Origin of the sequence: Streptomyces sp. DSM 15324 (assembly GCF_001514285.1) — a bacterium.
In the GTDB taxonomy this organism is placed as follows: Bacteria; Actinomycetota; Actinomycetes; order Streptomycetales; family Streptomycetaceae; genus Streptomyces.
The window spans coordinates 125,773-138,975 of the sequence record NZ_KQ949035.1 but is presented as its reverse complement, the minus strand read 5'-3'; the positions used below and the strand labels follow the sequence as shown (position 1 = coordinate 138,975).

The 13,203-nt window shown below is 71.0% G+C and carries 15 protein-coding genes; 10 read left to right on the top strand and 5 right to left on the bottom strand.

The genetic code is table 11. The annotated features are described in order from the left end of the window. Positions 1-117 precede the first annotated feature (117 nt). The gene (locus tag AQJ58_RS33390) at positions 118-510 is read right to left on the bottom strand and encodes a VOC family protein (RefSeq protein WP_067256934.1); all 393 of its coding nucleotides are present in this window, start codon (positions 508-510) and stop codon (positions 118-120) included. A 131-nt stretch (positions 511-641) separates the two neighbouring features. Here AQJ58_RS33390 and AQJ58_RS33385 point away from each other — a divergent pair, with 131 nt between their 5' ends. Continuing rightward, positions 642-1,184 (top strand): GNAT family N-acetyltransferase, encoded by a 543-nt coding sequence (locus tag AQJ58_RS33385; RefSeq protein WP_067257139.1) that lies wholly within the window; start codon positions 642-644, stop codon positions 1,182-1,184. A 6-nt stretch (positions 1,185-1,190) separates the two neighbouring features. On the opposite strand, the gene AQJ58_RS33380 is transcribed toward AQJ58_RS33385, so the two are convergent. After that, a complete protein-coding gene (locus AQJ58_RS33380) occupies positions 1,191-1,874 on the bottom strand; it encodes a glycerophosphodiester phosphodiesterase (RefSeq protein ID WP_067256932.1) in 684 nt (227 codons plus the stop codon). A 259-nt stretch (positions 1,875-2,133) separates the two neighbouring features. Here AQJ58_RS33380 and AQJ58_RS33375 point away from each other — a divergent pair, with 259 nt between their 5' ends. The 4 genes from AQJ58_RS33375 (at position 2,134) to AQJ58_RS33360 (ending at position 6,066) form a co-directional block, all read left to right on the top strand. Beyond that, positions 2,134-3,531 carry a DUF6421 family protein gene (locus tag AQJ58_RS33375; protein ID WP_067256931.1) on the top strand — a complete coding sequence of 466 codons (1,398 nt, stop codon included), beginning with the start codon at positions 2,134-2,136 and terminating at the stop codon, positions 3,529-3,531. A gap of 35 nt (positions 3,532-3,566) precedes the next feature. After that, positions 3,567-4,313, top strand: coding sequence for an SDR family NAD(P)-dependent oxidoreductase (locus AQJ58_RS33370; protein WP_067256929.1), 747 nt, complete (start codon positions 3,567-3,569; stop codon positions 4,311-4,313). Next, positions 4,310-5,380: a threonine aldolase family protein gene (locus AQJ58_RS33365; RefSeq protein ID WP_067256928.1), complete on the top strand. Its 1,071-nt coding sequence runs from the start codon at positions 4,310-4,312 to the stop codon at positions 5,378-5,380. Before AQJ58_RS33370 ends, AQJ58_RS33365 begins: the two co-directional genes overlap by 4 nt. A gap of 89 nt (positions 5,381-5,469) precedes the next feature. Next, entirely contained in the window at positions 5,470-6,066 is a 597-nt protein-coding gene (locus AQJ58_RS33360; RefSeq protein WP_067256926.1) for a transglutaminase-like domain-containing protein, read from the top strand. A gap of 18 nt (positions 6,067-6,084) precedes the next feature. Here AQJ58_RS33360 and AQJ58_RS33355 read toward each other — a convergent pair whose 3' ends face one another. Both AQJ58_RS33355 and AQJ58_RS33350 read right to left on the bottom strand, forming a co-directional pair. Further along, positions 6,085-6,813 (bottom strand): lysophospholipid acyltransferase family protein, encoded by a 729-nt coding sequence (locus AQJ58_RS33355; RefSeq protein WP_067256924.1) that lies wholly within the window; start codon positions 6,811-6,813, stop codon positions 6,085-6,087. A gap of 185 nt (positions 6,814-6,998) precedes the next feature. Further along, complete coding sequence (locus tag AQJ58_RS33350; protein WP_067256922.1) at positions 6,999-7,415, bottom strand: DUF4395 domain-containing protein; 417 nt, start codon at positions 7,413-7,415, stop codon at positions 6,999-7,001. Between the two features lie 75 nt (positions 7,416-7,490). Between AQJ58_RS33350 and AQJ58_RS33345 the strand changes: the two genes are divergently transcribed. From AQJ58_RS33345 to AQJ58_RS33330, 4 genes are all read left to right on the top strand, one after another. Further along, positions 7,491-7,904: a TlpA family protein disulfide reductase gene (locus AQJ58_RS33345; RefSeq protein ID WP_067256920.1), complete on the top strand. Its 414-nt coding sequence runs from the start codon at positions 7,491-7,493 to the stop codon at positions 7,902-7,904. A 214-nt stretch (positions 7,905-8,118) separates the two neighbouring features. After that, positions 8,119-8,628 carry a flavin reductase family protein gene (locus AQJ58_RS33340; RefSeq protein WP_067256919.1) on the top strand — a complete coding sequence of 170 codons (510 nt, stop codon included), beginning with the start codon at positions 8,119-8,121 and terminating at the stop codon, positions 8,626-8,628. Between the two features lie 218 nt (positions 8,629-8,846). Continuing rightward, on the top strand, positions 8,847-9,635 hold the full coding sequence (locus AQJ58_RS33335; protein WP_067256917.1) for an electron transfer flavoprotein subunit beta/FixA family protein: 789 nt from the start codon (positions 8,847-8,849) through the stop codon (positions 9,633-9,635). 51 nt (positions 9,636-9,686) lie between these two features. After that, on the top strand, positions 9,687-10,649 hold the full coding sequence (locus AQJ58_RS33330) for an electron transfer flavoprotein subunit alpha/FixB family protein (RefSeq protein ID WP_067256916.1): 963 nt from the start codon (positions 9,687-9,689) through the stop codon (positions 10,647-10,649). Between the two features lie 67 nt (positions 10,650-10,716). Here AQJ58_RS33330 and AQJ58_RS33325 read toward each other — a convergent pair whose 3' ends face one another. Continuing rightward, on the bottom strand, positions 10,717-11,631 hold the full coding sequence (locus tag AQJ58_RS33325) for an endonuclease/exonuclease/phosphatase family protein (protein ID WP_067256914.1): 915 nt from the start codon (positions 11,629-11,631) through the stop codon (positions 10,717-10,719). Positions 11,632-11,857: 226 nt separating this feature from the next. Between AQJ58_RS33325 and AQJ58_RS33320 the strand changes: the two genes are divergently transcribed. After that, positions 11,858-13,162, top strand: coding sequence for a DUF6986 family protein (locus AQJ58_RS33320; RefSeq protein WP_067256912.1), 1,305 nt, complete (start codon positions 11,858-11,860; stop codon positions 13,160-13,162). Positions 13,163-13,203: the final 41 nt, after the last annotated feature.

Here is a 13,203-nt window from a genome sequence, read left to right as displayed (position 1 = left end):
GAGGCCCCTCCAGCACGCTAAGCCCGCCCTGCCGCCCCGGCATCCGCGCACGCTTTCGACGCGGCCGCCTCGACGGGCACGGTGCGCCGCCGTCCCGCGGCTCCGGGTCGCGCCGGCCTAGATACCCGGCCGGTACCTGATCGGATGATCCTCCGGCACCTCCACGAGCACGATCGGCGTCCCGTCCGGATCCTCGATCCACATCTCCACCAGCCCCCACGGCTCCTTCACCGGCGCCCGCGCCACGGCGACCCCCTTCGCCCGCAGCTCCTCGTACGCCGCCGTCACGTCCGCGACCTGCCACCAGAGCCGTACGGCGGGGTCCGGCGGTGTCTGCGCGCGCCCCGAGAGCTCCAGGAAGCCACCGCCGAGGAAGTAGACGATCCCGCGCTCCGGCCCCGTACCGAACTCGCGGTAGACCCCGAGGCCGAGCTGCTCGCCGTAGAAGACGCGTGAGCGCTCGGGGTCGGTGGGGCGGAGAAGGATCCGGCTGCTGAGTACGTGCACCATGCGTCGGGAGCCTAGGGCCTGGCGCCGTGCCGAGCGGCCGGACGGGCCGGGAGCGGGTGGCGATACCCTCGTCCGAGTCCCAGCCGTGCCACACACCGGAGACCGCCCGCATGGAGACCGCCGCCGCCCGCATGGAGACCACCGCCGACACCGCACCCACCTTCCGTGACGCCACCGACGCCGACGTGGACCAACTGGTCGCGCTGGTCGAGTCGGCGTACCGCGGGGAGTCCAGCCGGGCGGGCTGGACCACCGAGGCGGACATCCTCCAGGGGCAGCGCACCGACCCCGAGGGGGTCCGGGAGATCATCGGGTCGGCCGACGGACGGGTGCTCACCGTCGAGCGGGACGGCCGGATCGTCGCCTGTTGCCAGCTCGAACACCGCGGCGACCACGCCTACTTCGGCATGTTCGCGGTCAGCCCCACGGCCCAGGGCGGCGGCCTCGGCCGGATCGTCCTGGCCGAGGCCGAGCGGCAGGCCCGCGAGGTCTGGGGCGCCGCCGAGATGCACATGACCGTGATCTCCGTACGCGACGACCTCATCGCCTGGTACGAGCGCCGTGGCTACCGCCGCACCGGACGGATGACGCCCTTCCCCTACGGCGACGAGCGCTTCGGCATCCCGCAGCGCGCCGATCTCCAGTTCGAGCTGCTGATCAAGCCGCTGTCCTGACGCCCCTCACGCGGTGAAGCGCCCCGTGCGCCTGATCTCCGGGTAGTCGGTGGTCGCGCCGTCCAGCTCCAGCGCGCGCACCAGCCGCAACTGGTGCTGGGTGTTGACGACCCAGCCGATGATCCGCAGATCCCGTCTGCGGGCCTCCTCGACGATCTCCAGGGTGAGGCGCCGCAGGTTCAGGCACACGGTCGCGGCCCCGGCGTCCGCGGCCCGGGAAACGATGTCGATCCCGAAACGGCTGCCGATCAGCGCGGTGCGCACCCCGGGCACCAGCCGGGCCATCTCGGCCACCGCCTCGTCGTGGAACGAGGACACCTCCACCCGGCCCACCAGATCCCGCTCGCGCAGCACCTCGGCCAGCGCCCGGGCCGCCTGCACGTCCTTGATCTCGGCCTGCAGCGGCAGCGCCACGGCGTCCAGGACCTCCTCGAACACCGGCACCCGCTCCCCGCGCCCCGCGTCCAGGGTCTTCAGCTCCGCGAGCGTCAGATCGGCGATGGGGCCCGTGCCGTCGGTCGTCCGGTCCACATCCGGATCGTGCATCACCACCAGGGCGCCGTCCTTGCTCAGATGCAGATCGAGTTCGATCACATCGAGGCCGGCCGCCTCGGCGGCCACGAACGAGCGGAGGGTGTTCTCGGGCTCGACACCCATGACGCCGCGATGACCGATGGTGACGAAGTTCAAGACGGGACTCGCTTCCGTCGACGAGCGGGTGCGCAGAACCGCAGCCTAACGGCCCGGGTTCGTCATGGACACGTGTAGGCGCCGTTGGTCGCACCCTGTACCCGCTCTGAGCGGAACCACTCACTCCTGGGATGTCGGACAGGAAAAACTCACGTGAAACCCAGCATGCGCAGAATAATTTTCGGTAGGCCCACTTGCTGAGGCAAACCTCGTATGCATACGGTGTCCATACGCGAGGTTCTCCCGTGGAGGATGGGACATGACGGAAATTCTTGTGCAGGCGGCGACGGGGGAGCAGGTTCCTCCCGGCATCAGGGTGGTGGAGCACCCGGCTTGGCCCGTGCTCAAGGATGCCGTGGAGCGGATCCGCCCCTGGCAGTCCAAGGACGGATCGGTCGACTTCACCGCCGTCGGCGCCCCAGAGCGCCCCGAGGTCGAGCGGGCCGTACGGGACGTGATCGACGCGGTCGAGCGGCTCTCCCCGCTGCTCCCGCACGACGCCGACTACCACCGGGCCCTGGTCAAGGACCTGCGCCACTGGGCCGAGAGCGGCTTCGGGGTACCGGACTTCCTCGACTCGCTGCTGGCCTTCCAGCCCGCCGCGAACCGCGCCGACGGCCTCCAGCACCTGGTCGTCTTCCCGATGTACACGCAGAACGGCAACCCGGACCGCAACCTGGAGGCGGTCGTGCTGCGCATGGTCTGGCCGGACTGGCTGGCCGAGCTGGAGCGCACCCGCTACGACAACCCCCTGTTCTGCGGCATCAAGTTCGAGGACTTCACCGCCGGCTACGACACCAACTCGGCCGTGCTCTTCCCGGAGACCATCGCCGTCCGCGAGGCGCCGGAACGTTTCTCCTGGGGTGGGATCTTCTGCGACCGCGAGGCCGCCCGCTTCCGCCGGGTCACCGACGCCGCCGTCGGCATCCTGGGCCTGGAACTCCCCGAGGACATCGCGGCCATGGTCCACGACCAGAAGCGCTGCGAGGAGGCCTTCGTCCTGTGGGACATGGTCCACGACCGCACCCACAGCCACGGCGATCTGCCCTTCGACCCCTTCATGATCAAGCAGCGCCAGCCGTTCTGGATGTACGGCCTGGAGGAGCTGCGCTGTGACCTCACCGCCTTCAAGGAGGCCGTGAAGCTCGAGGCCGACGGCGTCCCGCAGGCCCGTGACGTGCAGTACGCGGTCCTGTTCGACCGCATGTTCCGTTTCCCGGTCACCGGCGAGCGCGTCCGCAACTACGACGGCCTCGGCGGCCAGCTCCTCTTCGCCTACCTGCACCGGCACGAGGTCGTCCGCTGGACCGACAACAAGCTGCACATCGACTGGCAGCGCGCCCCGCAGGTCACCAACGAGCTGTGCGCCGAGATCGAGAAGCTGTACCGCGACGGCATCGACCGCCCCAAGCTGGTCCACTGGTTCGCCGGCTACGAGCTGGTCTCCACCTACCTCTCCCCGCACCCCGGCTCCCGCTGGGCCAAGGGCCCCGACGCCCTGGATCTCTCGCAGCCGCCGCGCAAACTCGTGGATGACGTGCTTCCCGACGAGTTTCCGCTGAGCATGTTCTATGAGGCACTGTCCAAGAAGCTCAAGCACGTGATCGCCTCCACCAAGGGCATCACGGCGGACAGCGCCGAGAGGGTCGCCGCGTGAGCGACCGTACGGACACCGCTCAGCAGGAGGCAAGGATGGGGAACGGCGCTCTCAACGGTGCGGTGATCGCGGTGGCCGGAGCGGGGGGACCCGCCGGCCGTGCCGCACTGCTTCGGCTCGCCCGCGCGGGCGCGACCGTCGTCGGCTCGGACAACGACCCCGAGCGCCTGGCGGAGGCCGTCGACCACGCCCGCTACGAGGCCGGCGGCGCCACCGTCACCGGCGACACCGTCGATCTGCTCGACCTCGGCTCCACCCAGGAGTGGGCGGCGCGCGTCGAGAAGGACTTCGGCCGCGTCGACGGACTGGTCCACCTCGTCGGCGGCTGGCGCGGCAGCGAGACGTTCGTCAAGACCAGACTGGACGACTGGGACCTCCTCGAGCTCCTCCTCGTCAAGACCGTGCAGCACACGTCGCTGGCGTTCTTCGAAGGGCTCCAGCGCAGCGAGCGCGGACGGTACGTGCTGATCAGCGCCGCCGGCGCGTCCAAGCCCACCGCGGGCAACGCCGCCTACGCCGCCGCCAAGGCCGCCGCCGAGGCCTGGACCCTGGCCCTCGCGGACGCCTTCCACAAGGCCGGGGGAGCCGCGGGGCCCACCTCCGCGGCCGCCATCCTGGTGGTGAAGGCACTGGTGCACGACGCGATGCGTGCCGACCGGCCCAACGCGAAGTTCGCCGGCTTCACCGACGTCACGGACCTCGCCGAGGCGATCGCCGGTGTCTGGGAGAAGCCCGCCCCCGAAGTGAACGGACAGCGTCTGTGGCTCACCGAGAAGCCGTGAACCCCCCGAAGACCGACGCCCGTCGCCATCACGACCCGGAGGTCCGCGGTTTCGCCAGCGACAACTACGCCGGGGCCCACCCGGAGGTGATGGCCGCCCTGGCCCTGGCCAACGGCGGCCATCAGGTCGCCTACGGTGAGGACGACTACACGGAGAACCTCCAGCGGATCGTGCGCGGCCACTTCGGGGCCACGGCCGAGGCGTTCCCGGTCTTCAACGGCACGGGCGCCAACGTCGTCGCGCTCCAGGCGGTCACCGACCGCTGGGGAGCGGTGATCTGCGCCGAGAGCGCCCATGTCAACGTGGACGAGGGCGGTGCTCCGGAGCGGATGGGCGGACTGAAACTGCTCACCGTCCCCACCCCCGACGGCAAGCTCACCCCGGAGCTGATCGACCGGCAGGCCTGGGGCTGGGAGGACGAGCACCGCGCCATGCCGCAGGTCGTCTCGATCACCCAGAGCACGGAGCTCGGCACCCTCTACACCCCGGCCGAGATCCGCGCGATCTGCGACCACGCCCACGCGCACGGCATGAAGGTGCACCTGGACGGCTCCCGCATAGCCAATGCCGCGGCCTCCCTGGACGTCCCGATGCGGACCTTCACCAACGCGGTCGGCGTCGACATCCTCTCTCTCGGCGGCACGAAGAACGGCGCGCTGTTCGGCGAGGCGGTCGTCGTGATCAACCAGGACGCGGTCCGCCGCATGAAGCATCTGCGGAAGCTGTCCATGCAGCTCGCCTCCAAGATGCGGTTCGTCTCCGTGCAGCTGGAAGCGCTGCTCGCGAAGGACCTGTGGCTGCGCAACGCCCGGCACGCCAACGAGATGGCCCAGCGGCTCGCCGAGGGGGTGCGCGCGGTGCACGGGGTGGAGATCCTCCACCCGGTCCAGGCCAACGGCGTGTTCGCCCGGCTGCCGCACGAGGTGAGCGTGCGCCTGCAGAAGCGGTTCCGCTTCTACTTCTGGGACGAGGCCGCGGGCGACGTGCGCTGGATGTGTTCCTTCGACACGACCGAGGAGGACGTGGACGCGTTCGTCGCCGCGGTCAAGGAGGAGATGGCGCACTAGCGGCGTCCCCGCAGGGATTGATGCATAGATATGCGGTCACCCGAAAAAGTATTGACGATCGGGTGATCGCGTTTCTATGCTCTCCGATCATGGAGCTGATCCAGGAGAACCCCGACCTGTCCGCCTACCTGGCCGACGACGAGGTCATCGACCACCATCACCCGCTCGTCCGGGAGACCGCCGCACGGCTCGCCAAGGGCGCGACGGACTCGTATGCCTATGCGCGCCTGGCCTTCGAGTTCGTGCGCGACACCATCCCCCACTCCCAGGACTCCGGCGATCCGCGCGTCACCTGGCGCGCCTCCGACGTGCTGGAGCAGGGCACGGGTATCTGCTACGCCAAGGCCCACGCACTCACCGCGCTGCTGCGGGCCGAGGACATCCCCACGGCGCTGTGCTACCAACGCCTCGCGCACGACGACGGCGCGGGGCACTGTGTCCATGGGCTGGTCGCCGTGCGCTTCCACGGCGCCTGGCACCGCCAGGACCCGCGCGGCAACAAACCGGGGATCGACGCCCGGTTCTCCCTGGACGGCGAACAGCTCGCCTTCCTCCCGGACCGGAAGCAAGGCGAGCTGGACCATCCGACGCTCTACGCGGCACCGCACCCGGCGGTGCTGGACGCGCTCAGGGCCGCCCCGGACCGGGCGTCCCTGTGGCGGACGCTCCCGGCCGAGCTGACCTGACGGGCCTGCCGGCCGCCGTCAGTGGGCCTCGGCCGCCTTCACCTGCTCCGGCGTCGGCGCCGTACCGCCCAGGTGTGCCGGCATCCACCAGGTGTCGTCGGCGTCCTTCGGGCGGACCGGGTAGGCGCGCTGGGCGGCCTCCAGCAGCTCCTGCACCCGCTCGCGCAGCTGACGGGTGATCGCGCCCGCGTACTTGTCCTTGGACGCCTCGATCGCCTCGCCGACGCGGATGGTGATCGGGGTGTGGCTGCGCTTGAAGTTGCGCGGGTGGCCCTTCGTCCACAGCCGCTGCGTCCCCCACACGGCCATCGGGATCAGCGGGACGCCCGCCTCCTGCGCGAGCCGCGCCGCACCCGACTTGAAGCTCTTCAGCGTGAACGACTGGGAGATGGTCGCCTCGGGGAACACCCCGACGATCTCGCCCGAGCGCAGCGACGCCAGCGCGTGCTGGTAGGCCGCCTCGCCCTGGTTGCGGTCCACCGGGATGTGCTTCATCCCGCGCATCAGCGGACCGGAGATCCTGTGGCGGAACACCGACTCCTTCGCCATGAAACGAACGAGCCGCTTCTGCGGGAGTGCGGCCAGGCCGTCGAAGATGAAGTCGAGGTAACTGATGTGGTTGCTCACCAGCACGGCACCGCCCGACCGCGGGATGTTCTCCGACCCCTTGCAGTCGATCTTGAGATCCCAGACCTTGAACAACGTCAGGGCGAGGCCGACGGCGGGACGGTAGACAAGCTCTGCCATGGGCGGCGCGGACCCTTCCTTCTGCCCGGGCGGGGGTTCCCCTCGGGCAAAGTTACGCTGCCGTAGGTTTACGGCATCCCGCAGATCGTGCCCGAAGAACGGCCGGGGGGCCAGTCCCCGTGCCCCACGACGACGAGATCCTCGTCACTCCGCCCCGTGACCCACCTCGGCCTTTCGAGTCACCCTTACTGCGCGCGCACCGTCACCCGCCGTACGAGCAGGTACAACTCGCAGCCCAGGCAGTACCCGAAAGCGGCATTGAGGAAGGCGGCCGCGAGCGCCGCACCGGTCGCCGCGAGCCCCAGCCAGCCGGGGCCCAGGGCCAGACCCACCAGTCCCACGGCGGCGAAGACCAGCCCCACCGCCTGAGCGAACCGCGGCGGCTCCGGCGACTCGAACTCCGTCGGCGGCCCGATCCGCGGCCGTACGATCCTGCGGAACGCCCAGCCGTACGGCGAACGCCCCACCCCGCCCGCGGCGCCCAGCGCGAACGCCACCGTCTGCCAGGCCAGCAGCCACACACTGCCGGTCACCAGAACGACCGCCAGTACTACGGTCGTGACGGCGGCCCCGAACCGGGGGCCCCTCACATCGATGTCCATGGATCGAGCATTCCTCAGAAGAATCGATTCTTGGTGCAGGGAATCTTTGCAGTCTCATGAACGCTGGAGCATCTGATGACCGGAGTGGTGGTGTGTGTGGCGGTGCTCGCGGCGGCGAGCGCCTACGGCGTGCTGCAGCGGCGGCGGAGCGGGAGGGTGCGCGTGCGCGGGCGCGACGACGGAAAGCGGCTCGACGCCGGCCGGCTCGGCGGCGAACTGGGGGAGCGGGCCACCCTCCTGCAGTTCTCCAGCGCCTTCTGCGCGCCCTGCCGGGCCACCCGCAGGGTCCTCGGCGAGGTGGCGGACATGGTGCCCGGCGTCACCCACATCGAGATCGACGCCGAGGCGCACCTGGACCTCGTCCGCGAGCTGGACATCCTCAAGACCCCCACCGTGCTCGTCCTCGACGCCGACGGCCGCATCGTGCGCCGCGCCACCGGGCAGCCCCGCAGGGCCGACGTCATCGCCGCCCTGGGGGAGGCCGTGTGACCTGCCGACAGGTGAGGGTGAGGCACCTTTCAGATCGCGGAACGTACTTGACTGGACACGCCACCCGTCGTCAGCCTGAGCCCATGCCTGAGGAACTCCTTCTCCACGGACGGGTCCACGTCGACCTCGTCCGTACCGCGAGCGCGCGCTGTCCGGGCCGTTGACAGCCCCCGGACCCTCCCGCCGCCGCTCACCCCAGAAGGACGACAACTCCATGACGGCCTCGCCCGACCTCGGCACCGCCCAGCTCGCCTCCCCCGACCTCCTGCGTTCCGTCTTCCGCCGGCATGCCGCGGGAGTCGCCGTGATCACCGCAGCGGGTACCTCCGGCCCGGTCGGCTTCACCGCCACCTCCCTCACCTCCGTCTCCGCCGAACCCCCGATGCTCTCCTTCGGCGTCGGCACGGGCGCCTCCAGCTGGCCCGCGATATCCCGGGCGGAGCACGTGGGCGTGCACCTGCTCGGCGAGCACCAGCAGGAGCTGGCCGCCACCTTCGCCCGCAGCGGCGCCGACCGCTTCACCGATCCCACCGCCTGGCGCGAGGGCCCCGAGGGCGTCCCCGTCCTCGACCACGTCCTCGCCTGGCTGGTGTGCCGCGTCGTCGCGCGGGTCCCCGCCGGGGACCACCGGATCGTGCTGGCCGAGGTCGTCCTCGGCGACCCGGCGGGCGCGGGCCGGCCGCTGCTCTACCACCAGGGCCGCTTCACCGCTCTGCGGGATTGATCACTGCCGGGCTCTCCTGCGAAGCCGTCGAGTTCCGGTTACGCTGCGTTGCAGAGGTCACAGTTCAAAGCGCTTGCTTAGTGGGCAGGAACTGGGTGTACTGACGAGTAATATTTCGTTCGGGGCGCAGGCCGCCCCGAACGGGATCGGCCGCTTGTGGCGCCTATGCTGCCTGAAAGAAGGCAGCCGAGAACTGACGATGCAGTAGGAGAGCCGGCGTGAGCTTGAGGATCGTTGTCACTGTGAAGTACGTGCCCGACGCCACTGGCGACCGGCACTTCGCCGATGACCTGACCGTCGACCGGGACGACGTGGACGGTCTGCTCTCCGAGCTCGACGAGTACGCCGTCGAGCAGGCGCTGCAGATCTCCGAGAACTCCGACGACGACGTGGAGATCACCGTTCTCACGGTGGGCCCCGAGGACGCCAAGGACGCGCTGCGCAAGGCGCTGTCGATGGGCGCCGACAAGGCGATCCACGTCGAGGACGACGACCTGCACGGCACCGACGCCATCGGCACCTCCCTGGTGCTGGCCAAGGCCATCGAGAAGGCCGGCTACGACCTGGTGATCTCCGGCATGGCCTCCACCGACGGCACCATGGGCGTCGTACCCGCCCTGCTCGCCGAGCGCCTCGGCGTCCCGCAGGTCACCCTGCTCTCCGAGGTCTCCGTCGAGGACGGCACCGTCAAGGGCCGCCGCGACGGCGACGCCGCGAGCGAGCAGCTCGAGGCCTCCCTGCCGGCCGTCGTGTCGGTCACCGACCAGTCCGGCGAGGCCCGTTACCCGTCCTTCAAGGGCATCATGGCGGCCAAGAAGAAGCCCGTTCAGGCCTGGGACCTGTCCGACCTCGACATCGAGGCGGAGGAGGTCGGCCTCGAGGGCGCCTGGACCAAGGTCGAGGACGCCTCCGCGCGCCCGGCCCGCACCGCCGGCACGATTGTCAAGGACGAGGGCGAGGGCGGCAAGCAGCTCGCCGAGTACCTCGCGAGCCAGAAGTTCATCTAAGGCTCGACACGCCGACCGCCCCTCAACTTCGTTTCGCAGGAGAGCAATCCCATGGCTGAAGTCCTCGTCTACGTCGACCACGTGGACGGTGCCGTCCGCAAGCCGACCCTGGAGCTGCTGACGCTGGCCCGCCGCGTCGGCGAGCCCGTCGCCGTCGCGCTCGGCGCCGGGGCCGAGAACACCGCCGCCGCGCTCGCCGAGCACGGCGCCGTCAAGGTCCTCACGCACGACGCCTCCGAGTACGCCGACTACCTCGTCGTACCGAAGGTGGACGCGCTGGAGGCCGCCGTCGCCGCCGTCTCCCCGGCCGCCGTGCTGGTCCCCTCCTCCGCCGAGGGCAAGGAGATCGCCGCCCGCCTGGCGCTGCGCATCGGCTCCGGCATCATCACCGACGCCGTCGACCTCGAGGCCGGCGACGAGGGCCCGGTGGCCACCCAGTCGGTGTTCGCCGCGTCCTTCACCACCAAGTCCCGCATCGCCAAGGGCACCCCGGTCATCACCGTCAAGCCGAACAGCGCCGCCGTCGAGGCCGCCCCGGCCGCCGGCAGCGTCGAGGCCCTCGCCGTCACCTTCTCGGCCGCCGCGACCGGCACCAAGGTCACCGGCCGCACGGCCCGCGAGTCGACCGGCCGCCCCGAGCTGACCGAGGCCGCGATCGTCGTCTCCGGCGGCCGCGGCGTCAACGGCGCCGAGAACTTCGCCGTCATCGAGGCCCTCGCCGACTCCCTCGGCGCGGCCGTCGGCGCCTCCCGCGCCGCGGTGGACGCCGGCTGGTACCCGCACACCAACCAGGTCGGCCAGACCGGCAAGTCCGTCTCGCCGCAGCTGTACATCGCCAACGGCATCTCGGGCGCCATCCAGCACCGCGCCGGCATGCAGACCTCGAAGACCATCGTGGCCGTCAACAAGGACGCCGAGGCCCCGATCTTCGACCTCGTCGACTACGGCATCGTCGGTGACCTCTTCGACGTCGTCCCGCAGCTCACCGAGGAGATCAAGGCCCGCAAGGGCTGATCACCACTCGATCGGCGCAGTCGCCCGAGGCCCCCGTGACCCCAGCGGTCACGGGGGCCTCGGCCGTTCACTTCAGGCTCACCGACGCCAGCACCGGCAGGTGGTCGCTCGGATAGCGGCCGTCCACCGTGAACGGGTCGGCCCACGCCCGGTGGACCGTGACATCGGGGGTCGACAGGATCCAGTCGATCCGCTCCCCGTCGGGCCTGAGCGCCTTCCAGCCGTTGAACGTCCCGAACACCGGACCTCGCTCCCGCGCGGTCACCCAGGTGTCGACGAGACCGGAGCCCAGCAGGGTGCCGTAGGCCTGGTCCGTGGGCGCGACGGCGTTGAAGTCGCCGGTCAGCAGGACCGGACGGGAGGGGCCGAGCCACCTGATCCGATCGGCGATCAGCCGGGCCGCCCGCACGCGCGCGTACGCGCTGCGATGGTCGAGATGGGTGTTGAGGACGTGGAACTCCCGTCCCGGGTCCCGCCGGTCGCGGAAGAGCACCCGGGTCACCAGCCGGGGGAAGGCCGCCCCCCAGGTGTTGGAGCCCGGTACGTTCGGCGTGTCGGAGAGCCGGAAGACTTCGTGTTCGAGCGGCTCGAGCCGGCGGACGTCGTAGTAGACCGCCACCGACTCCTCGTCGCCGCTGCCGGGGGTGCCGATCCAGTCGTAGTGCGGGCCCAGGTCGGCCCAGACGGCCTCGAGCTGCTGGAACTGCCCCTCCTGGGTGCCCATGACATGCGGCGCGGTCTCCTTCAGCAGCGCCCGCATCACCGGACGCCGGTGGACCCAGCTGTTGCCGTCCTGGTCGACCGGGACCCGGAGGTTGAACGTCATGATCCTCAGCGGGGGCACGGGCTGCGGCTCCCGGGCCGGCGACGGGACCGCCCGGCGCGGCTCTGCCGCCCCGACCGCGGCGAACAGCGGGACCGCGACGGCCGCCGAGACCATCGCTCTCAGTCCCGCCCGCCGGGTGGGTCCAGCGCCTGTCATGTGTCCCCCCTCGCCTCGTGAGCCAGGATGAAGGTGTGCGGGTCTGCGCGAAAGAGGGGCGAGGTGCGGAAGTGATCACACACGACCGCGGCTCGGTGATCACACAAGACGGCGGTGAGCACCGAGTGACCAGGACGTGGACGGGGTGTTGACCTGCCGGAACGTACACGGATAGCTTCGCTCTACGGATTGTTTATTCCGGCATACGGAAACAGGAGGCGCAGGTATGGGCCAGGGCCAGCACGAGACGGTGGCGACGAGCCTCACGGGCGCCGTCAGCGACGAGATCAGCGCTTCCCTCGCCCCCGTCGACGCCGAACTCGCCCGCCGCTACCCCGGCGACCCCGGAACCCGCCAGCCCGTCCACACCGTCTACGTCCCCGCGGACACCTTCACCGCCGACACCGTCCGCTCCTGGGGCGACCGCGCCCTCGCAGCCCTCGACGAACACGCCCCCGACGCCGCCTCCTTCGCCGCCTGCCTCGGCCTGCCCGACCACCTCGCCGAACCCGTCCACACGCGCGTGCGGGCCAAACTCCACCGCGAGCCGGTGGAAGACCTGCGCATCGACTTCGAGGACGGCTACGGCCTGCGCTCCGATCCCGAGGAGGACGAGACCGCCGCCCGCGCCGCCCGGCTCGTCGCCGAGGCGTACGCGAAGGGCACGGCCGCCCCCTACATGGGCATCCGCATGAAGTGCATGGAGGCCGCCGTCCGCGCCCGCGGCATCCGCACCCTCGACATCTTCCTCACCGGCCTGCTGGCGGCCGGCGGCCTGCCCGAGGGCCTGGTGCTGACCCTGCCGAAGGTCACCTATCCCGAGCAGGTCACCGCCATGGTGCGGCTCCTGGAGGCCTTCGAGAAGGCCCACGCACTCCCGCCCGGCCGACTCGGCTTCGAGATCCAGATCGAGACCAGCCAGGCCATCCTCGCGACAGACGGCACCGCGACCGTCGCCCGCATGATCCAGGCCGCCCAGGGCCGCGCCACCGGCCTGCACTACGGCACCTTCGACTACAGCGCCTGCCTCGGCGTCTCCGCCGCCCACCAGGCCAGCGACCACCCGGCCGCCGACCACGCCAAAGCGGTCATGCAGGTCGCCGCGGCCGGCACCGGCGTACGCGTCTCGGACGGCTCCACCAACGTCCTGCCCGTCGGCCCCACCGGCAAGGTCCACGACGCCTGGCGGCTGCACTACGGCCTCACCCGCCGCGCCCTGGCCCGCGCCTACTACCAGGGGTGGGACATGCACCCCGCCCACATCCCCACCCGCTACGCCGCCGTCTACGCCTTCTACCGCGAGGGCTTCGCCCAGGCCGCCGAACGCCTCGCCCGGTACGCGAACCGGGCCGGCGGCGACGTGCTGGACGAACCGGCCACCGCCAAGGCCCTCGGCGGCTACCTGCTGCGCGGCCTGGACTGCGGCGCCCTCGACCTCGCCGAGGTGACCGACGCGACCGGGCTGTCCCGGGCGGCCCTGGAGGGCTTCGCCGCCCCTCGACGGGGCGAACTGACGGCTTCGGCACCCTGACCGCGACCCGGCCGGGCACTCGGGGGCTACCGCTCGGGCAC

Excerpts from the sequence above, each read along its gene's own strand:
- AQJ58_RS33385 (WP_067257139.1), top strand. The coding sequence starts at position 642 with ATGGAGACCACCGCCGACACCGCACCCACCTTCCGTGACGCCACCGAC.
- AQJ58_RS33350 (WP_067256922.1), bottom strand. The coding sequence starts at position 7,415 with ATGGACATCGATGTGAGGGGCCCCCGGTTCGGGGCCGCCGTCACGACC.
- AQJ58_RS33325 (WP_067256914.1), bottom strand. The coding sequence starts at position 11,631 with ATGACAGGCGCTGGACCCACCCGGCGGGCGGGACTGAGAGCGATGGTC.
- AQJ58_RS33330 (WP_067256916.1), top strand. The coding sequence starts at position 9,687 with ATGGCTGAAGTCCTCGTCTACGTCGACCACGTGGACGGTGCCGTCCGC.
- AQJ58_RS33390 (WP_067256934.1), bottom strand. The coding sequence starts at position 510 with ATGGTGCACGTACTCAGCAGCCGGATCCTTCTCCGCCCCACCGACCCC.
- AQJ58_RS33355 (WP_067256924.1), bottom strand. The coding sequence starts at position 6,813 with ATGGCAGAGCTTGTCTACCGTCCCGCCGTCGGCCTCGCCCTGACGTTG.
- AQJ58_RS33360 (WP_067256926.1), top strand. The coding sequence starts at position 5,470 with ATGGAGCTGATCCAGGAGAACCCCGACCTGTCCGCCTACCTGGCCGAC.
- AQJ58_RS33375 (WP_067256931.1), top strand. The coding sequence starts at position 2,134 with ATGACGGAAATTCTTGTGCAGGCGGCGACGGGGGAGCAGGTTCCTCCC.
- AQJ58_RS33370 (WP_067256929.1), top strand. The coding sequence starts at position 3,567 with ATGGGGAACGGCGCTCTCAACGGTGCGGTGATCGCGGTGGCCGGAGCG.
- AQJ58_RS33345 (WP_067256920.1), top strand. The coding sequence starts at position 7,491 with ATGACCGGAGTGGTGGTGTGTGTGGCGGTGCTCGCGGCGGCGAGCGCC.
- AQJ58_RS33320 (WP_067256912.1), top strand. The coding sequence starts at position 11,858 with ATGGGCCAGGGCCAGCACGAGACGGTGGCGACGAGCCTCACGGGCGCC.
- AQJ58_RS33340 (WP_067256919.1), top strand. The coding sequence starts at position 8,119 with ATGACGGCCTCGCCCGACCTCGGCACCGCCCAGCTCGCCTCCCCCGAC.